We start from the raw sequence: 24,530 nt of genomic DNA on the forward strand, positions 1-24,530 counted from the left end.
TCCGCCCCCTAAGATTTGATTCCCGAATGAACCATCGTATTCATGATCAGCTTCTGGAACAGCAAGAAGATCACAATCGGCGGCAGAGTCACGAGGAAGGTACCCGCGGCAAGCGCGCCCGACCTCGCAACCACACCTGGACCACCGGCCAGCGTCTGGATGGCGAGCGGCAGCGTCTTCATCGTCTCGCTGGTCGTGAAGACGAGCGCCGAGAAGTAATCGTTCCAGTTGCCGATGAACGAGAAGATGATCAGCGTCGCCCAAGCCGGCTTGCTCACCGCCATGATGACCTTCCAGAAAATCTTCCAGTCTGACGCCCCGTCGATATGCGCCGCTTCGATCAGCGCATCCGGGATTTGATCGAAAAACTGCTTCATGAGGAAAATGTTGAACGCGACCGCGATTTTCGGCAGAATGAGTGCCCAGTACGTGTTGACGAGACCCAGGTTGGAGACGATCATGTACGTCGGAATCTGGGTCACCTGAGGCGCGAACATGAGTGCCGACAGAATCACGGAGAAAATAAACCCCGCGCCCGGCGGTTTGAACTTGGACAGCACGTACGCGCCAAGGCTGCATACGAACAAGCTGAGCGCCACGATCGAGCCGGAGATGAACAGGCTGTTAAAAATATACCTCGTGAACGGAACGACCGAGCTGTCGGTCGCCGTCAGCAAGTCGAAGAAGCTGCGCAGGGTAGGCTTCTGCACGAAGAACCGCGGCGGATACAGGAACAGCTCGTCAAGCGGCTTGAACGCCGTCGAAACCATGTAGATGATCGGCAAGGCCGTGAAGCCGACCAGCGCGATCATGAATGCGTACAACAATCCCCTGTTGAAGCGGGCAACAAACTTCGCATAGTTAATCGTCACGAACGCTGGCCCTCCTCTATTGGTCTTTGGACGATAATAGTTTCATGACGATGCGGCCGAGGCCAAACGTCAGGAAGAACAGGAACACCGCGATGGCCGACGCATAGCCGAGCTCGAAGCGGATGAAGGCATAGTCGAACAAATGCGAGATGATCGTATGCCCTGCGTAGTTCGGGCTCGGCATGCCGGCGATCGCGACGGCGATGTCGAAGACGCCGAAGGCGGCGACGATGGAGTTGACCGCGCCGAACAGCAGCTGCGGCTTCATGAGCGGCAGCGTAATGTACCACAGCTCTTGGAAGCGGCTGGAAATGCCGTCAATCGCGCCGGCCTCGTAGAGCTCCGGCGATACGTTCTGCAGCCCCGCCAGGAAGACCAGAAACCCGGTGCCCATGCTCATCCAGAGCGATACGATGACGATGACCGGCATGATTGTGTCTGGATCCGTCGTCCATAGGATCGGCTCGCTGATCATGCCCCAGTTCAGCATCCAGTTGTTCAGCAGGCCGTACCGGTCGCCCGAGAAAATGTACAGCCAGACAATTGACAGCGCGATGCCGCTCGTAATGGACGGCACGTAGAAGGCGAGCGAGAACAGCATCTTGGCCCGCAGCGTGTTGATGACCCACGCGAGCAGGAAGGAGAGGCAGTAGCTCAGCGGTCCTGCGATGATGGCGAAGACGAACGTGTTTTTAAGCGATTTGATGAAGGTGTCGTCCTCGAGGAACAACACGCTGTAGTTGGAGAGTCCGACCCATTTGGCAGGCTGGAGCATGTTGTAGTACGTGAAGCTTAAGTAGACGGACTGGACGACGGGTATGACCGTGAAAATGATAAAGAGAATGAGGAAAGGGCTCAGGAACAAGTAACCGAGCGCGGCCTTCCTCCCCGCCTGGGTTAATCGGAAACGTCTTTCCTTTTCGGCTGTCAGCTGAAGCGGACTATTTACTTCCACGCTGCTTTGCATACCGCTCCTCCTTCCGCGCCGCTACTCCGGCGTGAATCCGAATTCTTTTTGCTTGGCTTCAAGCTCTTTGTTAATATCCTTAATGCCCTGCTCGAGCGATTCCCGGATGTTCTGGCCGCCCAGCACGACGCGGTTCCAGGCGTTGTCGATGTTACGCGCCGTGAAATAACCGCCGAGCACGTACGGCTGCTCCTTGTAGTACTTCCATTGGTCGGTCAGTGACTTCAGATCGTCCTCCGGCCAAGGCAGCTGCTGGAACGCTTCGATGTTGGCCGTATTCCAGCGGGCCTCGACGCCGAGCAGCGCCTCCAGCTCTTGACCGAACTGCACCTGGCTCTCCGCGCTCGTCCACCACTTCAGGAACTCCCACGCTTCCTTCTGATGTTTCGATTGCTTGAAGATCGCCACGGACTGCACGGCTCCGCCGCTCGTGCGGTCGATGGTGCCGTCCGCTTTCTTGTGGCCCGGCGAAGGCGCCACGCCCCAGCGGCCGACCAGCTCCGGAGCCGCTGTCGAGAGCAGCACGTACGTCAGGTAATCCGCGATCCCGACCGGCATTTCCCCTGTGCGGAACCGGTTAAAGAAATTTGCCTGGACCGGGAATTTGTAGTTGGTGTACAGCTCCGTCCATTCTGTGAACGCTTGGAACGCTTCCGGCGAATCGAGGCCCGACTTCTGGCCGTTCTTCTGGTAGAATTCGCCGCCGTTCTGATAGAGGAACGGCATGAAGCCAAGCGACGAAATCGGATAGTACATCTGCATCCCGTTCTGCTGAAGGATCGGCAGCATCGAATAGGTGTCCTCCCACGTCTGCGGGACGTTGACGCCGAGCTCCTTCAAAATATCCTTGCGGTACACGAGCACGTTAAAATCCTGCGTCTCCGGCAGCGCGTAGTTGCCGCCGTTATACTGGAACGGAATGAGCGCGCCTTGGAGGAAACGCTTGCTCACTTCCTTGTAATCCGGGAATTGCGACAGATCCACGGACGCGTCCCGGATCGCGAATTCGACGGGCAGATGCGCGTCGACGCCGGTTGCGACGTCCGGCGCCTTGCCGGAGCTTGCCGCGAGCAGCAGCGTATTGACGGAACCGGAGTTCAGCTGGCCGGCCGGCAGCGTGTTCACATTAATGCGGATGCCGGTCTTCGGCGTGAAATCCTCCTCCGCCATCTCCTTCATGATCTCCGCCCACTCTTTGCCGCGGGAGACCCAGACTTCGAGGACCGGACCTTCTTCGGCGGACACTTCTCCGTCCTCGCCGTAGACGCTGCCCACGCCGGTGTAATCCTTCGTGAAGGAAGCCGCGAAGTTCTTCACCGTGCTGACGGTCTTCTGCCAAATATTCGATTTTACCTTCGGATAATGCGTATCCGGCGCGCTGATCATCAGGTAATCCAGCACGAGCGGCACGTTCTGTAACCCCATCAGCAGGGTGCTGAGGCTCGTTTGGCTGTTGCTGAGCTCCGACAGCTGCCTCGGGATAATGTCCGGATTGTTGACCATTTTCATGAACGTATGGTTCATCATCCGCAGGCTGCTCACCGTGCTCGGCTGTTTCTCCGATATGGCGTTCAGCGCATCCATCCGGACGAGCAAATCGTCGGCGATCGCTTTCAAATCATTGATCAGCTCGGGCACTTTCTTCCCAAGCTCGTATTCGAAGTTCGGATCCGGCGTCGGTCCGGTCACCATGATGATGCGGCGGTACAGATCGGACAGCTTCTGCGTATCCGCCGTCAGCCCTTCGATGATGGCTTGATACGGGCCAACCTCGGCCACCATGGAAATCGTATGCTCCCCTGCCGTCAGGTGCATCAGCAGCGGTTCATCCTCATCCGTCTTGGCATTCGTCTTATGCAGCGTTTCGATGCGCCAATTGCGCGAGTAACTGAACGGGTACAGCTCCAATTCCTTGAACGGAACCTGCCCATCTATAAGAATTTGACGATAGGACGGAAGCCCATCGCCCCACCATTGTCCAAATTTCAGACCTACCTTATACAATCCGTCCTTCGGCACCGTGAACGTCCAAGACGCCTTCTGGCCGCCTTTGCGCCAGCGCCAATCGCCGAACGCGTTCAGCTTGATCCGACCGTTGCCCGCCGGCTCCATGAGCGGATCGCCGTTCGATTCCCTGCGAATCGTCGGATCGGACTTCATCGGATTGTTCTCCGCTTGTACCTTTACATCCACGTTCGTTACCGGCTCGTAGCCTTCCGCTTGGTATGCTTGCTTTGCTTCGTCGTAGCTTGGCGGCCGCTCCGGCGCCGTCAAACGCAGTTCATCGACGGCCATCGACTCGACCAGGAAATTCATCCGGATCACATGCTTGCCCGCGGTCAAATAAAATTGGAATGCGTCTGGATATAACCCGTTGCCGTCGACGATCGACTGATCAATCCACAACGGCTTCTCCAGCTGCTTCGGCCTGACGTCGTCGCCTTGATTGTTTTGAACGGGGTTGCCCCTATCGACCCAGTTGCGGTAGAAAAAAATGCGCTGCGCCTCGCGGAACGGGCTTTGCCCGTCGATGAGCAGCTCGCGCTGAATCGGCAGCCGTTTCCCCGCCAGGGGATAGTAACGCGCCTCGAGATTGTACAGGCCGTCCGCCGGAACCTCCATCGTCCATTCGAGCCATTCGGTTCCCTTCGCCCATACGAGCGCCGAAGATTGGCCGTTGACTGTTTCCGATGCGGGTTTCGTGCCTCCGAAAGCCGAATACTGATCGGCCTTGACCACGATATCCGGCTGCTCCGCCGGCTTATAGCCCTTCTGCTGATAGGCCGCAAGCGTCTTGCCGTACGTCGGCTGCAGGATATCGTCAATGGACAGCTGATCCGAATCCGACTGCGGCACGCCCTGGTTCTGATTGCGGTCCCGCAAACGATCGCTGGCGTACGATTGCAGGTTCTCGCCGAAGGTTACCGAGCAGAGAAGAAAAGCAAACAAGATCAGCATGATTTTCTTCCACTTCAACGCCCTATTCCACTTCCATTTCAAGCCCCGTCACCTCTTTGTCGTTCAATTCCACCAGGCCGCGATCTGCGCATCCGCGCAGGAATGGGAAAGGGGCAGCCTGATACCTACCCCTTTCCCCGCCTATTCCCTATTTGGCTGCTTGCAGTTTCTTCAGCTCGCTGTCGACATTCTTCTTCACTTCGTCAAGCAGCTTCTTCGGCTCGCCTTTGCCGTTCAATGCGAGATCCTGCACGCGGAACGTCTCGTCCCACATCTTCTGTCCGGCCGGTGTAACAGGGCGGAAATGCGCTTGCGGCATCATGTCCAGGAACACTTTAAGCTGCGGGTTGTCCGCGATTTTGATTTCATCGTTTACTTGTGGCATCGCCGTAATGTCATTGCCGGCATCCGCGCGTTTTGCCCAGAGCAGCGTACCCTTGTAGCCTGCGATGAATTTCAGGAATTCCCACGCTTCCTTCGGATGCTTCGCACCCTTCGGCATCGCGAAGGACCAGCCGCCTGCCCACGTCGTTTGCGGGTAGCCATCTTCGGAAGGCATCGGCGCGACGCCCCATTCGAACGTCGGTTTGACCTTCGCGTTGCTCTTCAGGTCGTTCAGAATCCAGTTGCCGTCGACCATGAAGCCGACTTTGCCTGTCCAGAACGGGTTGATGCCGGTTTTGCCCATGACGTCGTTGAATTTGTTGATTTTGGCCATATCGTATTTCTTGGCGTAACCGGCCATCCATTCCAGCGCCTTGACGATCTGAGGATCGTTCGGCGTCAGCTCATCGCCCTTCGTCCATTCGCCGCCGAAGTTCCAGCTTTGCGTGTACAGGTAGCTTTGTCCCATCCAAGGAATGAAGCCGACCTGCTCATACCCGCCGCTCGTCGTTTTCTTGAAGATTTTCTCCGCCATGGCGTCCAGCTCGCTGACCGTGGTCGGCGGCTTCTCCGGATCCAGGCCCGCTTCTTTCATCAGCGTCTTGTTATAGTAGATGCCGCGGTTATCCGTTCCGAACGGCATCGCGTACAGTTCGTTGTTGTAGTTGCCTTCCGCCCATACGGCCGGGTAGTAGTCGTCCGCGCCGACTTCACTGTCAGTCTCGAGGTAGGGCTGCAAGCTCTCAAGCGAGCCTTTGGCTGCCCATGCGCCTGCCATGAAACGGTCGAGGATCGCGACGTCCGGAGGCGTGCCGCCGGCGATCAAGGTGGTCAGCTTGTCGTTGCCGCCTTGGTCTGGGATGTATTTGATCTTGATATTCGGGTGCAGCTTCTCGAACTCGCTGATGACGATCTTCGTGAAATCGGTCTGGAATTTGCCGCTCCAGGACCAGAAGTCGAGCGTGACTTTCTCGCCGCTGTCCTTGCCTGCGTCGTTGTTAGCCGCATTCGCGTCTTTCGTGTCCGCCGCCGCGTTGTCCGTCGACGCGGCATTGTTTGTTTTCGCCGCATTATCGGTGTCCGCCGTGTTGGAATTGCCGCCTCCGTTTGCCCCCCCGCAGCCTGTCAATACCAAACTTAATGCTAAAGCCGTTACGAAAAACTTGATCATGCCCGGTCTTACTCGCAGAGTGCCCATGCTTTTGTTCTCCACTTACAAGCCTCCTTCAAACTGGTTTATTGAGAATTTGGAGCCTAGCTTTAGTGTAGATGGATTTATTTAATGGGGTAATGCGAGCGGTTTTGGATTTGGTGTAGTATTTTTGCTACCTTGCGCCTGAACGCAAGAAGAGTGCCTGCCCAGAATCGGCCGGCACTCTTCTTAATGCGTGAAATTGTACGTTCTGTAACTTTTTTACAATGTTAATCGTCTGGATGACAAATGCTAAAGGAGGTGTACAGCCTATGAAGCTGAAGAGAATACTGGTGACCGTTATTGCCCTTGCCGCTTTCACCGCACTATACAATACCCAGGCACAGCCGGCACGCGCCGCCGCTGCAAACACGCCGGCTTCAATAGCCGACCGCACAGCGTCAACCCTTTTACCCGATGCCGGTATTTCCCCTGACACTTATATTTTCGATGGGAAGCACCCGAACGCAGACTTCTTCGTTCATCAAGGGACAACGTATCTATCCTGCCGGCAGGCGTCCGCCATGTTCCGGGATTTGGTCTGGTCCTACGACGCGAAGTCGAAGAGCTTGAAGATCAGCGGTCCGAATCGGACGCTAAGCTGGAAGGCCGGCAGCCGCACCGCGGTTATTAACGGCATAAGCCGCAGGATGTCTGCAGCATTAATGGTCCGAAGCGGCAGCCTAAGCTTGCCGCTTCGGGAGCTCGCGAATTGGGCGGGCGGCAGTATCCGAGCCTATCCCGGTCAGTTGATAGGCGTCTCTTATACCGTCCGCAGTGTATTATCCGGCGAAGGCAATAATCGGTACTGGGTGCGAAGAGACAACGGCATTGTCTATAGGGCTGCAGGCTTCGAGATGCCGCATCAGATCGGCTATTCGGCTGTCAGAGCGGGCCAATACGTCGATATGTCGGTGTCCCGCATCGACAACCAAACCGTCGTTCTAGAGGTGACGCACAACTACGGCGAGCCGAGTCTTGCCAATACGATTTACCGGCTGCTCCTTCACGAGGGCAAGCTCGTCAGGGCGTCGTCAGCCTCGTATTATGGCGTGAGCAAGGTGCAGAGCATGCTGAACGCGGAAGGATTAGTCGCGATGGTGGACGGTTCGCGGCTGCTCCTTGTTGATGCAGCCGGCAAGGCCGTCCGAACCTATGATTTGAAGAAGCTTGGCGGCAAGGACGAAGACTACACCGTGGAATATGCTTCCGCAGCCGATGATACGCTGGTCATTCGACCTTATTCCTCACAAACGCTGCTCCTTGTTCGTCCCGACTTAGCAGCGCCGATCATCTTGTATAAGGAGCTGCTTTCCAAGGAAGAGCAGTCGCTGTTCGAGCAGCAAGAACCAAACGTTACGATTCCGCCGCGAGACAGGCTTCAATTCGGGAAGAGAACCGGGAATACGTTCACGTTCGGACATCTAACCTTATCGGGGCCGAATGAAGACCTGACGTATACCTTAGCGCCATAGTGCAGGTGTATACAGACGATGGAAAGGGGGGCTGCCTAAAGGCAGCCCCCCTTTCGAATACAGCCCAGCGCCTCGAGCCGCAGCTATGTATCCCTTCTCGGCGCTACTTCGACGTCTCGCCGAACACGCCTGCCTTCACCCGAGCCAGCTCCGCATCGACCTTCTTCTTCATCTGGTTCAGCAGCGCCTGCGGCTCGCCCTGCAGCTGCACCGCCAGATTCTGCACGCGGTACATCTCGTCCCACATGTAGCCGCCTACAGGCGTAACCGGACGGATATGCGCATGCGCCAGCAGATTGACGAAGACGCTCAGGTTCTCTTTGTGATCCAGTCCAAGCTGCGCATTTACCTCCGGAATGCTGGTAATATCGAATTTGCTTCCTGCCCGGCTCGCCCACAGCAGCGCGCCTTCCTTGCCCGTAATGAAGGTAATGAACCTCCAGGCCTGCTCCTGATGCCGCGCCCCCTTCGGCATGACGAATGACCAGCCCCCCGCCCAGGTCTCATCCAAGCTGCTGTCCACGGTAGGCATCGGTGCTACGCCCCAGTCGAACGATGAATCCCCGATTTCGTTCAACAGCCAATTGCCTTCGTAGATAAAGCCTACCTTGCCGGAGAGGAACGGATTTCTCCCGGTCTGTTTCAAGGCATTCGTGAAGCTGAATAGTTTCTTCGTGCCGTATTTCTTGGCATAGTACTGCATCCAACGCAGCGCGTTCACGATGGCGGGATCATTCGGCGTCAGCGCTCCGTTCTTCTCCCATTCGCCGCCGAAATTCCAGCCGTGCGTATATAAGAAGCCCTGACCCAGCCAAGGAATCATCCCCACCTGGTCGTAGTCTCCCTTGCCGTTCGTCCTAAACATCTTCTCCGCCATGCCATCAAGCTCGGAAATGGTGGCCGGAGGTTTGTCCGGGTCGAGTCCCGCTTCCTTCATCATGGTCTTGTTGTAGAACATCGCCCGGCTGTCCGTATTCCACGGAAGGGCATAGGTTCTCCCGTCATACTGCGCCTCCGCCCACATGGCAGGGTAATACATGCCGGCGATTTGATCCTGCTTCGCCCTCTCCGACAAGTCCTCCAGCGCATCCATGGCCGCCCATTCCCCGACGACGAACCGGTCCAGCATCGCGACGTCCGGAGCCCGTCCGCCGGCAATTGCCGTCAACAGCTTGTCTGACGCCTGCGAATTATCCGAGTTCTCGACGAACGTCAGCTGGACTTTAATATCAGGGTTCGCCGCCTCGAACGGCTTGACGACCGTGTCGTCGAACTCCTTCTTGAAGCCGCCGCCCCATGGAAACCATAAGCTGATCGTAACGGGCTCGCCGCCTGCCTCGTTCTCATTCAGGGAAGGATCTTCTGCATCCAGCGCTCCGGCCTTCGTGCTCGAACCGGTGCCGAACCCGCAGGCGTTTACGAACAAGATGACGGCGACCGTGAAGACAACCAAGATCGATACAGGTGTTCTTCGGCGAATCAGAAGCTTCTTCATCGTTACATTCATCCCCCTCTGTCAGGCATCTTGCAATCCGAATCCTCTTGGCGCCTGCCGGCGCTAGCTGATTTGTCTGACGGGATCACTCCTTAACAGCGGAACGGTCAGCGTGACCCGCGTCCCCTGGCCGCTCCAGCTGTCGATTTCGATACCGTACGGCGAGCCGTAAGCGATTTGAATCTGAGCATTAATATTGCGAAGTGCAAAATGGCTTCCCTCGATCGTATCCCCGCCGCGCCGCAGCAGCTGCTCGCGCAGCTCCTTCAGCTTATCCGGCGCAATTCCTTTCCCATCGTCCACCACGATAAACTTCAAGCTGCCGCCTTCCTGAAGGAACGAAACATCGAGCCTGCCCTTACCCGATTTCTTCTCCAGCCCGTGATAGATGGCATTCTCCACAATCGGCTGGAAGATCGATTTCAACACCTTGTAGTCGCCAAGCGACTCGTCCACGTGCAGATGCAGCGAGAATTTATCCCGGTACCGAACCTTTTGAATCATAATATAGCTGTCGATCAATTGCGCAATCTGGCTGATGGCGACCTCATCCTTGCCTTCGCTTAGACTTAGCCTCAAATACTTGGACAAGCCGAAGACCATCGTACTGATGTCGTCGACCTTATGAATGCGGGCAATCCAGTGCACGGAATCCAAGGTATTGTATAGAAAATGAGCATTGATCTGCGAGCCCAGCATCTTCAGCTGAAGCCCCTGCTCCAGCAGCTTCTGCACGTACAGCTCGTTGATCAGCGCTTTGATCCGAGCTACCATTTCGTTGAAATGAATGAATAAATACCCGAATTCATCCTCCCGCTTGTCCATGATCCGCACGTCGAAATCCCCGTTCTTTGCTTTGCGCATCGCCCGAATCATCTTCTGCAGCGGCAGGTGCACCGACGATGCAATAATGACCGCCAGCAAGATGCCGATCGAGGAGAATATGACGCCGAGCGTTAGCATATACCAGCGGATATCCCGGGCTTCCTTCATTAAGTCCGTACCGCGCATCATGCCGACCAGCGTCCAGTCCGCGGTTTCCAGCCGGTTGTAGACGACGAGCTTGTTCTCGCCGCCCTTCTGACTGCTGAATATGCCTTGATTCGCCTTCGACAGCGGAAGGCCGATGGGGATTGCGCCCAGCAAGCCGTCCTTGTCTCCGACAATTCGTTTTTCTTGATCAATGAGTATATTCATGCCGGAACCATCGTAGTCGATCTCCGCAAGAAGATCCGTAATTTCGATGGGATCCATCTCGTACAGCAGCACGCCGATAATTTCGCCGCGCCGGTTGACGTCCTTCTCCGCCCGGCCAAAGCAGAACACCGGCCCCGCGCCGGGCTGCTCGCCTCTGATCAGGGAAGGCCCGATGCCGAAGTAAACGACTTGCCCGTCCGCCTCGCGAACTCGCTTGTACCATTCGGTTTCAGCATAATCGGCAGCGTACGGATTGTAGACGGGAAACGAATCTCGCGGCGAATACCGGAAGGAATAGCCCTTCTCTCCGAGCAGATAGATGTTCTCGATATCGTTTCTGGAATTGACGAGATTGGCGAGAAACGCCGTGTTGTCATTGTTCGTATCGATCCGCTCCAGCCCGTTCTGAAAGTCTCCGACCAGCTGCTTCTGGATATTCTTGTTGCCGAGAACGAGCAGCGAGCGGTCCTCGTAGCCCGCCAGAATCGTATCGAGCCGCTTGCTCATTTGCTGTACGTTTTGGAGTGCCATGCCCCCGATTTTGGTTTCGATCATTTCCGCGGATTTGTCATAGGCGAGATAGCCCATAACGGCGATAATAATCAGCATGCTTGCGACGTAGAAGCCGAACACCTTAACGCCTACCGAAGTTAGATTCGATTTGCGAACGAAAGACAGCATCATGATGACCTCTCTTCTATGCGCCGTAGTTGCGGAACTGGGCGGGCGTCATGCCCTCCCACTCCTTGAACGTCTTCACGAAATGGCGAAAATCCTTATAGCCGACCCGGTCGGCGATTTCATAAATTTTGAGGGGTGTTTGTTCAAGCAGCTCTTTGGCCTTGGAAATCCGGATGCGGATGAGATAGCGGCTGAGTGTTTCTCCGACTTCTTCATGGAACATTCTGCTGAAATACGAGGGGTTCAAGTAGATCGTCTCGGCCACGTTATGAAGGCTGATGCCAAGATGAAAGTTGTCGTGGATATAGCGCAGCGCGTGCTCGATCGTTCGTTTCTGTCCGAATCCGGCCGCGCCTGAATCTTTCTTGAGAAAAGCGTTCATCACCGTCTGCTTCCAATCCGGAAGCGGACATCGGTACAGCTGCAGCTTCATCTGATGCGTAATCTCGCGGGGCTTGGCGCGGTCCTTGCCCCTGCACAGCTCCTGCCATTTGGCCAGCAGCATGTCGATATACAGATTCATCTCGCAGCGAACGGCAAACGCACTTCCCTGCTTGACCGTCTCTTGAAGCAGCTTCAGCTGCTCATCCAGCAGCTCGGACAATCTGCTTTCGTCCATCTGCTTCATGGCGTGAAGCATCCGATTGGACCACGCCGTATCCAGCGCCTCCGTCTGAATCGTGATATAGGGAACCTCGCCGGCAAGGGCTTCGTGCATGTCGCCTGATCCGCCCGTTCGATGCGCCGGCGCTGTGGCATGACCTTCTCTTACGCCGGACGAGGGCGTGCATCCCGCTGCTGTACCATGTACGAGACCCGCACCACGTACAAAATAATCAACACTATATGTAAGCGCTTCCCTAAACGCGAAAAAAAGCTTCTTCCCTTCCCCCGTGCCGCTGACGCCAATGCTGATGCGCAAGCCTAGAATCTGCAGTGCCCGCTTAATCATCCGATCCGCGCCGCGGCACACATCGTCTTGACCTGCGGAAGCTGTCCCATCCTCCAAGGAGGCGATAAGCGCCACGTCCGCAAAATCATTCTCATGCAGCGGACAGGCCAAGCTGCGGACGCCTTCTTCCGCGAGCATCTCCGCCATGAGATTGCCGAGCGCATAACGCATGAGCGAGCACCCGCTTTCGTTCAAGGCGCGCTCGCCCCAATCATGGACGACGGCAGACAGCACCACGAGCCGCTCCGGATTCAGGTCAATGCCGAGGGCCTCCCATTTGGCCCGAAGCTCCTGCCCTGCAATCGGCCGGGACAAGCAAATTTCGAGCTGCTTCTGTTTCGCGAGCGGAATGCTTTCCCTCACCAGGCCGGACAGCTCTTCCATACGGGAGAACAGCTTCCGCTTCTGCTTGATCTCGGCGACGCAGCGGTCAATGATCTCAAGCAGCACATTCTCCTCGATCGGCTTTAATATATAGTCGAAGGCCCCCAGCTTAACGGCCTTCTGTGCATAGACGAAATCGTTGAAGCCGCTTATGAAGATTACCTTGGTAACGATACCACGCCGCTTCATTTCTTCCATAAGCTCCATTCCATCCATAGAGGGCATCTTAATATCCGTAATCATGATGTCCGGAACGTTCGATTCCAGCAGCTCCAGCGCCTGCAGGCCATCCTCGGCGTCGCCGATAAACTCAATGCCGTGCGCCGCCCAATCAATGGTCTGCTTCAACCCTTCCCGAATCCAAAGTTCATCGTCGACTACCATGAGTTTTACCATACGAATGCCCTCCTCATTGAATCGTCACCGTCATGCTTTACTACTCATCTTACAGAAGCTGGGAATCTAATATAATGTTTTTATTTTTGGATTTGGTGCATTATTTTTACTTTTCGGCAGCCTCCTTACATATTCCTTTCTTTCAATTTCCATCCTCTTTCTACAAGTATACAAAACTATCACCAGTGTATTGTCGTTTGGCGGAATGTTGCAGGTTGGCTGTCGCGTCCGCGTATGACCGCTCGCGTGCCCTACTTCAACGAGCCGAGCTCCATCCCGCGAATGAATCGTTCCGCCATGCCGTCCCGGTTATCCTCCGTCAGCATGACCAGCTCTATGCCGGGAGCTCGCTTGATGCGATCAATAACCGGATGGCTGTCCAAGCATACCGTGCCTGCGATAAGATATCGTTCATTCAAGACGATTTCCTCCAACAGCTGCGCGAAAGGCTCCGAGAGCACCTGCATGAATCCAATCTCATCGATCAGCGTGATCTGTTTATGTTGGAGGGACCTGCGAATGGCGGGAAGCGCAATCGCCTCGAAGCGTTCAACCTCTACGCCGTAACGACCGATGCGAAGCGGACTCGCACTCGCAACGCTGGCGATGATTTCACTGTCGCCGTCCGCCGTCACGCACCGAAAACCGATCCGATCCGATGCATCCCGCATTTCTTCCGTAAAGAAGCCGCCGCATCTGCCTGGCCCCAATTGCTGCAGGATAGCCTTCATTGCCGTGCTCTTCCCCAATCGTGCTTTGCCCGTCAATAGAAACACATGATTTCTGGTTGTCTCCATGCGTTACCTCCCGCTTAAGATTCAAAGACGAATACCGGCCCGTTCCAGCTGTCATTATGTACGCTTGCCTCTTGATAGCTGCCGTCTGCTCTATAATTGTGAATGACATGCTTCCAGAACGAGTAGGCGTCCTTATTGGATGCGGTTTGTCTAATCTCCCAAGTGCCCGGAAACTGTTGAAATACGGACAAGGCCGCCTGCTTGCCCACGCCTTGTCGCCGATATTTTCGCATAATAAAGAATTCGCTGATTACGTTGGTCCGCTCTGCCGTGTTCAGCTTCATATACGCTTGCGGCACGTCCAGCATAACCAGGGCAAATCCCGCGATCTCCTCGTCCACCGTGACGATAAATGGACGCCGGTATTCATCCGTCCACTGATGATCAAAGTACTTATACAGGTACAACCCATGCCTGTTTAGAACATGACCGTCGAATTCGCTGCTGTCGTAACGATACAACTGAATGAGGTGCTGCAATACTGTCTTATCCTCGTAAGGGACGAGCGACAACTGAATGTTCATATTAGGAACCCTCCTCTATTGTACGGAATCTACCACGATTGCAACCAATTCTGAAAGCATCTAGATGAAGAAACAGCTGCCAAGCATCTCGCTCAGCAGCCGTATCGATTACAATATGAACTCAACCCGTGATTGAAGCCAGCAGCCCATAGCCGAGCAGCCCGAGTACCACGACAGGGACCATCGCGGCCAGCGAAATGAAGCGTGCCCAGTTGGAGCGTTCAATGACCAGCACGAGCGCAATGCCAATGACCAGCTCCGCAGCGCCGAAGCCATGCATGTGATCGTAGCCCTCGTGCAGGAAAATATTCAATCCTTCCGTTACGAACACGCCGCCGAGCAGCGCACTGCCGTATTTGCGTCCCCAGAGATAGCCGCCGAGGCCGAAGATCACTCCGCCGACGACAGCAGCCACGAGCCATACGATTACAAAATAGAGCGAATGCGGCATATGCTGTACGAACCTCGCGTATCCGTAGTAACCCGCCACCATGCCGATCAGCGAGATGACACCTCCGGCCGCAGCTCTTGTTTTCGATGTGCCGATTCCGCCGAGGAAGAACGCCGGAACAAGCCATACCGCGCCGGAATTTGCGAGCGAATTCCAATTTCCGGGCAATAGGCCCTGCCCCAGCACTGTTGCGATGCCCACAAGAAGTCCCGCGATTGCCGAGACAATAAGATATGCGCCAAAACTCGACCTTTTCAAAGTAAATCCTCCCGATCCGAAGCTGTAGACACCTGATGTAATTTGCTTGAACAAACGTCTTGTCCATTCTAATTCGCCGGCACGAATTTTTCAAACAAATTGGGATCAATTTATTCGACTCGTTACCGCTTCGTCTTCTACCGCTAAGCGACAATCGCTGGCAGCAGCTCAAGTCTTCCATTTATAATCCATATACTGGATAATAGGGTGGAAGGCAATATAGGAACTGCCACAAGTACATCTATCGAAAGCGAGGTCGCCGCCAATGGGCAATCCATCCACCAACATCGTAAAAACCAATTGGAACGAGTGGTCGGACACCTGGTACCGCCGCTACAGAACCGAGGAAGCGATAACGAAACTCATCCATGTGCCGGAATCCGCCTTTCATCCGGTTACCTTCACCATGTTAAACAGAGCACTGCCGGATTTGCGGGGCAAACGCGTCTGCGTTCCTTCGAGCGGCGACAATCATGCGGTGTTTGCCTTTCATCTGCTGGGGGCCGACGTTACCTCTTGCGACATCTCGGAGAGACAGCTGGAGAATAGCTCCCAAATCGCCAGAAAGCACGGCTGGAACATCCGGTTTCTATGCGAGGACACGATGCAGCTGAAGGGCATAAGCAGTGGGGAATACGATTTGGTCTACACTTCGAACGGCGTGCATGTCTGGATTCAGGACCTTCCTGCCATGTATACGAATATGCATCGGGTGCTCAAGCAAGGTGGCAGCTACATCATGTACGACATCCATCCTTTCCTGCGCCCGTTCGGTATCCAGGCCCGCGAGGAGCTGCAGATCGTAAAGCCCTATGATGAAACGGGTCCCTTCGGCGAAGTTACCACATACAAATGGCGGATCCAGGATATTATGAATGCCATGGTCTCTTCCGGACTGCAGCTCGTACATATGGAAGAAATGTATGCAGTCGACGGGACGTTCTGGATCGACGAGTCGACGGAAGAAGGAGAAACGTACGACGCCGAAGCGCTTGAACAGCTGTGCGATTGGACGAAAAACCCCTCTGCGGCGCTACCGCACTGGCTATCGATGCATGGCATGAAACGTTAACCGCCTTTATTAAACAGCCACGGCGCAGCGCCCGAAGCGGCAAGCCCACGGCAGCAGCAAAGCAAAGGAGGCAGCCCTTACGTCTCTCCGACGTTCGGGCTGCCTCTGCTTCATCGCTTAACGAGTTAAATCATATATCCCCTTAAACTGGAAGCGAGATCCGGCTCCTCGCTCTTCGCCTGCGCGGTCGCTTCTTGAAAGACGACGCCGCCGTGCGAACGCTGCACCCGGCTGTCCTTCTTGAGCTCGCTCACATCACTGATTCACACTGTTGTCCGCACCCAGGTACGGTATGCTGGGATCCTAAAAAAACAGCAGCTCCAAGGCGCCTCTGCGGCTCCGGAACTGCTGTCTTGCGATTGTTATGCCCTACCGATTGCCGAACCGGCTTCGCATCAAGCCTTGCGCCGGGTCAAGTGAATGAACGTCACGGCAAGCGCGAGCACCAATACGGCGCCTTTGATAATATCGGTCGTGTAGTATTCGACGTTGAGCATCGTCATGCCGTTGACCAGCACCCCGATCAGAATGGCGCCGAAGAACGTGCCGATAATGTTCGGGCGTCCCGCACCGAAAACGGAGTAGCCGACGAATACGGCTGCGACGGCTTCCATCAGCATCGGTGAGCCGGCATCCACTTGTCCATTGCCGACACGGGCAGCGAACAAGATACCGCCGATCGCCGCGAGCACGCCGGAGATGACGTAAGCGATCGTGCGCACGCGTTTTACGCGAAGACCGGATAGACGAGCCGCTTCTTCATTGCCGCCCATCATGATCATTTGTCTGCCAAGACGCGTGTATTTGAAAAACAGATGCGCCACGATAACCGCAATGACCATCAGAATGACGGGGAACGGTACGCCGAACAGCTTGCCCTGGCCGATCCAGAGAAACTCGGGCGTAATAACGCCCGGCGCCTTGCTGCCATCCTGCATCTGCATGTTGCTGTAGATGGAATAGCCCTTGGTATACGTCTTGTGCACGCCGCTGACGATATACATGACGGCTAGCGTCGCTAACAGATCGGGAATGCGAACCTTAACGATCAAGAACGCATTAATTAACCCCACGATCGCGCCGAACACGAGCGGCACAATGATGACGACCACGAGCGGCATTTGATACCACACCATTAACGTCGCCGAGAGCACCGTAGCAAGCGACACGGTCGAGCCGACGGACAGGTCGAAGCCGTCAACCGTAAGCGAGATCGTCACGCCGATCGCGACGAAGGTTACGATGGAAATGGAACGCAGAATGTCCGCCAGGTTGGCGTACGTAAAGAAATATTGATTGTAAAGCGAAAAGAACAGCAGGACAACACCGATAAAAATAAGCGCCCCGTATTTAAACGAGAATTGCAGCAGCCGATTGTTCATGCCAATTCCTCCTTACCCGCACTCGCATAATAAAGTAGATCTTCTTGTGTTGCTTCCCCGCGGGCAAATGAGCGGACAATCTCGCCATCGCAGAGGACGAGTATTCGATCGGCCAAGCCAAGCGCCTCAGCGAATTCGCATGTTAAATAGAGAATCCCCTTGCCCTGCTGCGCCAATTCGCCAATAATCCGGAAAATATCGCGCTTCGCGCCGACGTCGACGCCTTTCGTCGGTTCGTCGAATACGAAAATCTTGGCATCCGTGTTCGTCCATTTGCCGATCGCGACCTTCTGCTGGTTACCCCCGCTAAGGAAGGCGGTCTCGATATCCGGGCTGGACGCCTTGATGCCGAGACGTCCGATAATATCCGCAGCAAGCTTCTTCTCCTTGGTACGGGAGATGAACCCCATGCGGCTGAGCGATTTCAAGATCGGCAGGCTGAGGTTGTGCAAGACGGATTCGCGAACGAGAATGCCTTCCTTGCGCCGTTCCTCCGGCACTAGCACGATACCAGACTCCACGCCTTCGGCGGGCGAATGCGGCAGTGACTCCTTGCCGGCAAGCTGGATGCTTCCCTTCTCGGCGACGTCTGCGCCGAACAGAATTCGGGACAGCTCCGTCTTGCCGGCGCCCACAAGACCGACGACGGCAACAATTTCGCCGCTGTTCACGGTCAGATTGACACCGCGGACGCGTCTTCCCGCTGCCAAGCCCTTCACTTCGAGCAGCGGTCCGCCGATGGCTGCTTCAAGCTTCGGATATTCTTCCTCGAAGCTCTTGCCAAGCATCGCCCGGATGACGTCGCTCGGATTCGTGTCGGAGGCGGATTCATTCATAACAATACCGCCGTCTCTCATGACCGTGATCCGGTTGCTCACCTGGAATACCTCCGGCAGCCGGTGCGAGATGAAGACGATGCCGATGCCGGCTTTCTTCAAGCCTTCCATCAGTCCGAAGAGACGATCTGCCTCCTCCAAGCTGAGCGGAGCCGTCGGCTCGTCCAAAATAACGAATTTCGCTTCCTGCGCGAACAGCCGCGCGATCAGCACAAGCTGCTTCTCGGCAAGGGTCAAATCGGACACGCTGCGAAGCACATCAATGTGCAGCCCCAGCTTAGCCAGCACCTGCCCGGCTTCCTCGTTCAGCTTGCTCCAGGAAACCCAGGCGCTCCCTTCCGAAGAAGCAAGACGGTCCAGCATAATATTCTCCGCTACGCTCAAGTGCTGGACAAGCGAGGTATCCACTTCCTGATACACGCAGTGGATGCCCGATCGCTTCGCGTCCGCCGGCGAGCGGACAAGCAGCGCTTCGCCGTCAATCGTGACTGTTCCGGTATCGCCTTCATAGGCGCCGGATAAAATTTTCATCAGCGTGCTTTTGCCGGCTCCGTTTGCGCCAAGCAGTGCGTGCACTTCGCCGCCGCGCAGTTCGAAATCCACGCCCTTAAGCGCCGGTACACCGGCGAACGATTTACTGATGCCGCTCATCTGCAGCACCCGAGCAGCTTTTGCTGTCGACATCGGCTCAAAAACCCCTTTCCCGCAGGACTTATAGACAACAGGAAACGGCGCGGGATTCACCCGCGCCGTACCCAATGGCTTTCAATCACAATCCGACCCTTATTTACCTGCGGATTGTTCCAGCTCTTTCAGGTAATCGGTATTGCCTTGCTCGCTCTTGCCCCAGCCTTGGACGTATTCGCCAAGATCTGCTGTCGTTACTTTTTTGTCTTTCGGAAGCGCATCGCGGCTTACGAATACCGGCTCGATTTGAACCGTTGCATCCGTCTTGTCGCCGTGCAGCTTCTGGTACAAGTAACGTACTTGAACTTGTCCGATCGAGGATGGATCTGCGCCTGCCGCTGCTACCCATGGGCTTGCTGGATCTTGGATCAGCGCAAGGTCTTCGTCGCTGAGGTCAATACCGTATACTTTGATTTCGTTACGTCCTGCTTGCTTAATTGCGTTCGTTACGCCTTTAGCGAACTCATCCCATGCTGCCCAAACAGCCGTGATGCTTCCTTTTTCAGGGTATTTTTTCAAAATCGCTTCCATGCGCGTTTGTGCGTCAAGCTGTGCTTGGTTCGCATCGCCGAACTGGGCAACTTCTTTGATGTCCGGATATTTTTTCATGAAGCTTGCATACGTAATTTGACGGCTCTCCATTGGAGGGAAGCCTGCGACCCATACTTTTACGATGTTACCTTTGCCGCCAGTGTCTTTCGCCATTGCTTCAAGCGTCTTATCAGCAAGCATTTGGTCGTTCTGCGCCAAGCTCGTCACGCCTTCGATCGACAAACCGGAATCGAAAGCAACAATCGGGATATTCGCCGCGAGTGCTTTGTTAACACCATTCGTAAGCGAATCGGCAGTGCCGTGGTCGAGCAGGATACCGTCATACTTTTGGTTAATCGCCGTATCCAAGTTGGTTACCATTTTATTCAAATCATTATCCGATGCAAGCACGGTTACCTTGCCGCCGAATTTCTCGACTTGTTTCGTTACGCCGTCGATATATTGCGCGGAGAACGTACCTTGGTTGTATTTCATAATAAGTGCGATTTTCTTGCCTGAAAGCGGGTTCGACGCAGCTGCATTGCCGCTCGAAGCGTCAGCTCCTGCATTAGTTCCTGCGTTATTCTCTGCTTTATTGCCGCAAGCCGACAGTACAAGTACGGCCGCAAGGATGAGGGCTAACACGAAGCCCAGGCGTTTCTGTTGTTTCATGAATGATTATTCCTCCCCATATTATATGTCTCTAAGAATATGATTCCCACTATAAGTGTTATATCCGACTATGTCAATAGGAATTAATAGAATTTACGGCGTTTTTATTGTATCCGGCGGCCGCTTACCCCGCTTCAGCTCGCGGATCGAATAGCCGAAATCCATCTGCAGATGCGGATAGTCCTTGAAGCTCTTCCAGTCGCCTCCCCATGCGAAGCCCATGGACTTGGCGATTGCGACCACTTCCATCCAATCGGACTTTCCGTTGCGGTTGCCGTCATACTTCAAATCCCAGATGACATTTCCTTTCGAGGTGCGCAGTGCAAAATCGATGGCGAGCCCGTAATTGTGGAACGATTCGCCGCCCCTGACGTTCGTGACCACCTGTTTCTCGTTGCTTCTGCCCTGCTCGTACAGGACGTCCTGCTCCAGATTGCTGCGAAAGCCGTCGGTAATCAGAATCGTGATCCCGGCTTTCTTCGTCTGCTGGATCAGCGCGTTCATCTTGGCTGCTACCACGGGATGCAGCGCGTTGACAGGCGGCAGGTTATCGATCTCTGGCTGGGGCCATATTCGTTCCCTTGCAGGAGAATTAATAACGACGAGTCCCGCAAGCGAGAGCAGCATTGCAGCAAGCAGCCATTGCCTGCGCCTCATCGGGTTAATGCCGCCGCGGCCGGCCGGGACGGAAACATGTAAATCCGGCATCCTGCTTCCACATCCTTCTAGCAGCTATCCTGTTCATGCTAGATTGCTATTTTACTAGTCTATCCTATTTTACAACCGATAACGGAAATAGAAAACAAAAAAAACGACAATGGTTGTCGTTTTTTATCGAAAAATCATTACTTGGACTTATTCGCGCGTATTTCTACCGCATATTACCTCTGTACGTAAGGCAGAATCGGCGTGGCGATGCTTCGAATCAGTTCGAAGAGGAAGAAATTACGTATGCCGCGGTCATCGCCATTACAATGCTGAACACAACGATGAATTGGAAAGTCCGCCTATCCCGTTATTAAAAGCCGAACAAAGCCCGGTCGTAAACCAGGCATTCATTCGGCTTGCTGTTGCAATCGAGCTTATTGGGTGCCCTTGATCGGCTCGAGCGGCGTAGCGGCATGGCCGTAGCGCGGATATTCCCGGTCTACCGGCGCGGCCCACTTCACGGCGTTGTCAATGACCTTGCGCACCTGCGGGTTGTGGTACGTCGGGTACGTCTCGTGGCCCGGACGGAAATAGAAGACTTTGCCGTTGCCGCGGGTATAGCAGCAGCCGCTGCGGAACACTTCGCCGCCCTCGAACCAGCTCACCATAACCAGCTCGTCCGGCTGCGGAATGTCGAAGTGCTCGCCGTACATTTCTTCCTGCGGCAGTTCGATATATTCACCGATGCCGGCCGCGATCGGATGCGCCGGATTGACGACCCAGATGCGTTCTTTCTCATCGGCTTCGCGCCATTTCAGGTCGCAGGACGTGCCCATGAGCTTCTTGAAGATTTTCGAGAAATGGCCGGAATGCAGCACGATGAGACCCATGCCTTTCAGCACGCGGTTATGGACCTTCTCGACGATCTCATCCTTCACTTCGCCGTGGGCGAGATGGCCCCACCAGATCAGCACATCAGTGTTGTTTAACACCTCGTCCGTCAATCCGTGCTCCGCCTCGTCCAGCGTTGCGAATCGCAGCTCGCCCTGCACGCTCAGCCCTTCGGCAATCGCGGCATGCATGCCGTCCGGATAAATTTCGCCCGCTTTCGGGTTTGTTTTCTCATGGCGGAATTCGTTCCATATCGTTACATTGATTTGCTGCGTCATCGTCGTCGTTTCCTCCTGTATAAGCACTTGTTTTGCCTTTAATTATAGGGGAGACAACGCGGCGGAATCGATTGCAGATGATGCTGAATTATTATGGTATTCTGTCATTTATGGCTGCAAGGTCATCGAATTATGGTACACTTGGGTTACGAAATCTTGCAGCGACTTGCATACAAGGAGACCCGCGATGCCGGACGAAATGTACCATGAGCATGTAACGTATCAAAATCCATTCCTCGCCATCAAAATATGGCGGATCGATTCCGAATTAACCGCTGAAACCAAGCGTCTGCGCAAGGAGGCATCACGCAAGCAGCCGCTTCCCCTATGGAATTACCATGATGAAATCGAGCTGCTGCTCATTCTGCGGGGCGAAATGACTGCCTACTACGGCGAGGAGCAGCTGGTGCTCCGCAAAGGCGACGTCGCGCTGTTCGGCTCGGCCGAGCCGCACACCACGATGCATACGAAGGACAGCCCGCTCAGCTACCTCGTATTCCAGCTCAACCTGCGCAAATACTGGGACCAGAGCACGATCAGCAGCATGATGCATTTTGCCGAGCTCATCCGCCCGCTCAGCGCGCTTAATTATATATTCAGCGAGAACCGTGAAGTCCGCATGCGGATCGCCGCGCTCATCCGCGATATTTATACGGAAATGAACGAGATGCAGCTTGGCTACGAGCTTGCCGTTTCCTCGCGGATCAAATCGATTCTGCTGCTGCTCCTGCGCGGCGACAGCCGGAAGCTGCTGCATTACCATGACGAACTTCTATTCGAACGGCTCCGCCCCGTCATCACTTACGTAGAGGAACACCTGAGCGAGAAGCTCACCGTCGAGACGATGAGCGGTATGCTGAACTTGAGCTACACCCATTTTCTGAAAACATTCAAGAAGGCGCTCGGCATGACGTTCACCGATTTCGTCGTATTCAAGCGCATTAAGCGCGCGGAGCAGCTGCTGCTGACCTCCGACATCAGCATCGCAGAAGCAGCGGAAGCCGTGGGCATGTCGAACCTCGGGCATTTCTATCAGTTATTTAACCGGCTTAACGATTGCTCGCCGAAGCAGTTTAGAGACCGGCTGCGGGCGGATGCGGCGGGCGGGAGCTCGTAAAGGCTTGCAGCACCGCTCATAACGAACCAAGGAGTGCCTCGATAAAATCGACATTGATTTTCGTAACTATGCCTTTAACGATTTTGGAGCTTACGATCGAGCTCGCTTATATGCTTCCCTTGGATTCGTAGTAGAAGGGACGTTGCGGGACTGCTTGTGAAGCGACGAACGGTTCAAGTCTCTTGTCGTGATGTCTTTGCTCCGGTTGGCTGAACGAAAAGGAAGCTAGCGGGGAGAGTAGGCAACAAACCAAAAATGGCCTTACAGCTTCTTCAGCTGCAGGGCCATTTTTATGAATTAATGTTGTCAAATTTCTGCTTTGCTAGCGCCCGCCAGACACACTACCCCTTCGGCAACGATGCCATGCAAATCTGCGACGAAATGTCCCAGCTGTACTTGCCGCGGCTTCCCTCGTATAGGATCACGAACGCATCCTCCGTTTCGAGCAGCGCCGGGAACCATATTGCCCCGCCGTCCTCTTCGCCCTTCGCGCCGCAGCCGAAGATCGGATTGCCGGGATGGCGCTCCCAGTTCAGCAGGTCCGTGGAACGCGCCAAACCGAAGAAGTCCGGCTCGTCCTCCAAATAAGAGCTGCCGCCGTAGATCATATAGTAATAGTCCCCGTCCTTCAGCAGCCGCGCCGTCACGACGGACAGGGCATCCCAGCTGCCCGGATCGCCTGCGAATATGGCCCCCTCGGACACACGTTCAAAATGGATGCCGTCCTTCGAGCGGGACAGGTAGAGCCGGTAGCCGTTATTTTCGACCAATTGGTAAATCATATAAATATGATCGTCCTTCACGACGACGGCCGGTGCCCTGCCTTCCATGATGTTTCCAACCTTCGTGAACGCTTCGCCGTCCTTGCTGACCGCTAGGCCAACGCAATCCGGGCCCGCTCCAATGGCGGAGTAGTACAGGAACACTTGCCCGTTGAACAAGGCGGCAGCGGGATCAAGCACGTCCTTGCCGTCGAATTCGTCCGGCCCGCCAACGTCGACAATCGGCTCGCCGCCATGGAGATCGCGCAGCTCGATCGTATCCCGGGTGACGCTCATAATTTCGGCAACCGCCAGCCGGTCATGCCGCTGGCCGTCCGTGTTCGGCTGAATGCCATTACCTCGGTAATACAGCAGCTTCCGTCCGTTAAAGGTAAGAATATCGGGATTGGCGACCCAGACGCTGCGCCACGTCTCCCCGCTGGCAGGTATAACGGGATTGTGGGCGGAATGATGCCATGATAAACAGTTTTGCTGATAACTTCCCTTAAACAGATTCCAAAATGGCTCGCTCATGATTCAGATACGCCTCCTTGTCTACTTCTCAATATAACGGCTGGCGACTGGCGGCAGTAAGGACCGTTCCAAACGTTTTATTGGACTTTTGAAACTAGTTAAAGCTAACTTTGACTTGAAATTGGCATGCACGGTACT

Annotated in this window: 20 protein-coding genes; 3 read left to right on the forward strand and 17 right to left on the reverse strand. The window is 55.0% G+C overall.

Annotated elements, in window-relative coordinates; all coding sequences use genetic code 11:
- Positions 1–8: 8 nt before the first annotated feature.
- The 4 genes from KXU80_RS15105 to KXU80_RS15120 all read right to left on the reverse strand — a co-directional run bounded on the left by KXU80_RS15105 (position 9) and on the right by KXU80_RS15120 (position 6,394).
- A complete protein-coding gene (locus tag KXU80_RS15105) occupies positions 9–872 on the reverse strand; it encodes a carbohydrate ABC transporter permease (RefSeq protein WP_219834094.1) in 864 nt (287 codons plus the stop codon).
- A gap of 16 nt (positions 873–888) precedes the next feature.
- On the reverse strand, positions 889–1,839 hold the full coding sequence (locus KXU80_RS15110; protein ID WP_219834095.1) for a carbohydrate ABC transporter permease: 951 nt from the start codon (positions 1,837–1,839) through the stop codon (positions 889–891).
- 21 nt (positions 1,840–1,860) lie between these two features.
- Positions 1,861–4,839 carry an extracellular solute-binding protein gene (locus tag KXU80_RS15115; protein WP_219834096.1) on the reverse strand — a complete coding sequence of 993 codons (2,979 nt, stop codon included), beginning with the start codon at positions 4,837–4,839 and terminating at the stop codon, positions 1,861–1,863.
- 106 nt (positions 4,840–4,945) lie between these two features.
- Positions 4,946–6,394, reverse strand: coding sequence for an ABC transporter substrate-binding protein (locus KXU80_RS15120; RefSeq protein ID WP_219834097.1), 1,449 nt, complete (start codon positions 6,392–6,394; stop codon positions 4,946–4,948).
- A gap of 251 nt (positions 6,395–6,645) precedes the next feature.
- Between KXU80_RS15120 and KXU80_RS15125 the strand changes: the two genes are divergently transcribed.
- Positions 6,646–7,848 carry a copper amine oxidase N-terminal domain-containing protein gene (locus KXU80_RS15125; RefSeq protein ID WP_219834098.1) on the forward strand — a complete coding sequence of 401 codons (1,203 nt, stop codon included), beginning with the start codon at positions 6,646–6,648 and terminating at the stop codon, positions 7,846–7,848.
- Between the two features lie 103 nt (positions 7,849–7,951).
- Here KXU80_RS15125 and KXU80_RS15130 read toward each other — a convergent pair whose 3' ends face one another.
- From KXU80_RS15130 to KXU80_RS15155, 6 genes are all read right to left on the reverse strand, one after another.
- The gene (locus KXU80_RS15130; protein WP_219834099.1) at positions 7,952–9,343 is read right to left on the reverse strand and encodes an ABC transporter substrate-binding protein; all 1,392 of its coding nucleotides are present in this window, start codon (positions 9,341–9,343) and stop codon (positions 7,952–7,954) included.
- A gap of 63 nt (positions 9,344–9,406) precedes the next feature.
- Positions 9,407–11,224 carry a cache domain-containing sensor histidine kinase gene (locus tag KXU80_RS15135; RefSeq protein ID WP_219834100.1) on the reverse strand — a complete coding sequence of 606 codons (1,818 nt, stop codon included), beginning with the start codon at positions 11,222–11,224 and terminating at the stop codon, positions 9,407–9,409.
- 13 nt (positions 11,225–11,237) lie between these two features.
- Entirely contained in the window at positions 11,238–12,953 is a 1,716-nt protein-coding gene (locus KXU80_RS15140) for a response regulator transcription factor (protein WP_219834101.1), read from the reverse strand.
- 251 nt (positions 12,954–13,204) lie between these two features.
- Positions 13,205–13,750: a nucleoside-triphosphatase gene (locus KXU80_RS15145; RefSeq protein WP_219834102.1), complete on the reverse strand. Its 546-nt coding sequence runs from the start codon at positions 13,748–13,750 to the stop codon at positions 13,205–13,207.
- 14 nt (positions 13,751–13,764) lie between these two features.
- Positions 13,765–14,274 carry a GNAT family N-acetyltransferase gene (locus KXU80_RS15150; protein ID WP_219834103.1) on the reverse strand — a complete coding sequence of 170 codons (510 nt, stop codon included), beginning with the start codon at positions 14,272–14,274 and terminating at the stop codon, positions 13,765–13,767.
- Positions 14,275–14,395: 121 nt separating this feature from the next.
- The gene (locus KXU80_RS15155) at positions 14,396–14,983 is read right to left on the reverse strand and encodes a DUF6518 family protein (protein WP_219834104.1); all 588 of its coding nucleotides are present in this window, start codon (positions 14,981–14,983) and stop codon (positions 14,396–14,398) included.
- A gap of 265 nt (positions 14,984–15,248) precedes the next feature.
- Between KXU80_RS15155 and KXU80_RS15160 the strand changes: the two genes are divergently transcribed.
- Positions 15,249–16,055: a class I SAM-dependent methyltransferase gene (locus KXU80_RS15160; protein WP_219834105.1), complete on the forward strand. Its 807-nt coding sequence runs from the start codon at positions 15,249–15,251 to the stop codon at positions 16,053–16,055.
- Positions 16,056–16,180: 125 nt separating this feature from the next.
- Here the strand turns inward: KXU80_RS15160 and KXU80_RS28090 are convergent, their stop codons facing one another.
- The 6 genes from KXU80_RS28090 to KXU80_RS15185 all read right to left on the reverse strand — a co-directional run bounded on the left by KXU80_RS28090 (position 16,181) and on the right by KXU80_RS15185 (position 21,980).
- Positions 16,181–16,309, reverse strand: coding sequence for a hypothetical protein (locus KXU80_RS28090; protein ID WP_258171022.1), 129 nt, complete (start codon positions 16,307–16,309; stop codon positions 16,181–16,183).
- Positions 16,310–16,450: 141 nt separating this feature from the next.
- Positions 16,451–17,437 (reverse strand): ABC transporter permease, encoded by a 987-nt coding sequence (locus tag KXU80_RS15165; RefSeq protein WP_219834106.1) that lies wholly within the window; start codon positions 17,435–17,437, stop codon positions 16,451–16,453.
- Positions 17,434–18,957 carry a sugar ABC transporter ATP-binding protein gene (locus KXU80_RS15170; RefSeq protein ID WP_219834107.1) on the reverse strand — a complete coding sequence of 508 codons (1,524 nt, stop codon included), beginning with the start codon at positions 18,955–18,957 and terminating at the stop codon, positions 17,434–17,436. The genes KXU80_RS15165 and KXU80_RS15170 overlap by 4 nt, the downstream gene beginning before the upstream one ends.
- A gap of 99 nt (positions 18,958–19,056) precedes the next feature.
- Entirely contained in the window at positions 19,057–20,163 is a 1,107-nt protein-coding gene (locus tag KXU80_RS15175; RefSeq protein WP_219834108.1) for a sugar ABC transporter substrate-binding protein, read from the reverse strand.
- A 93-nt stretch (positions 20,164–20,256) separates the two neighbouring features.
- Positions 20,257–20,871 carry a M15 family metallopeptidase gene (locus KXU80_RS15180; protein ID WP_258171023.1) on the reverse strand — a complete coding sequence of 205 codons (615 nt, stop codon included), beginning with the start codon at positions 20,869–20,871 and terminating at the stop codon, positions 20,257–20,259.
- 374 nt (positions 20,872–21,245) lie between these two features.
- Complete coding sequence (locus tag KXU80_RS15185) at positions 21,246–21,980, reverse strand: ThuA domain-containing protein (protein ID WP_219834109.1); 735 nt, start codon at positions 21,978–21,980, stop codon at positions 21,246–21,248.
- A gap of 187 nt (positions 21,981–22,167) precedes the next feature.
- Between KXU80_RS15185 and KXU80_RS15190 the strand changes: the two genes are divergently transcribed.
- Positions 22,168–23,097 carry an AraC family transcriptional regulator gene (locus KXU80_RS15190; protein WP_219834110.1) on the forward strand — a complete coding sequence of 310 codons (930 nt, stop codon included), beginning with the start codon at positions 22,168–22,170 and terminating at the stop codon, positions 23,095–23,097.
- A gap of 341 nt (positions 23,098–23,438) precedes the next feature.
- On the opposite strand, the gene KXU80_RS15195 is transcribed toward KXU80_RS15190, so the two are convergent.
- Entirely contained in the window at positions 23,439–24,392 is a 954-nt protein-coding gene (locus tag KXU80_RS15195; protein ID WP_219834111.1) for a glycoside hydrolase family protein, read from the reverse strand.
- Positions 24,393–24,530: the final 138 nt, after the last annotated feature.

The sequence above is a fragment of the Paenibacillus sp. R14(2021) genome, assembly GCF_019431355.1.
In the GTDB taxonomy this organism is placed as follows: domain Bacteria; phylum Bacillota; class Bacilli; order Paenibacillales; family Paenibacillaceae; genus Paenibacillus_Z.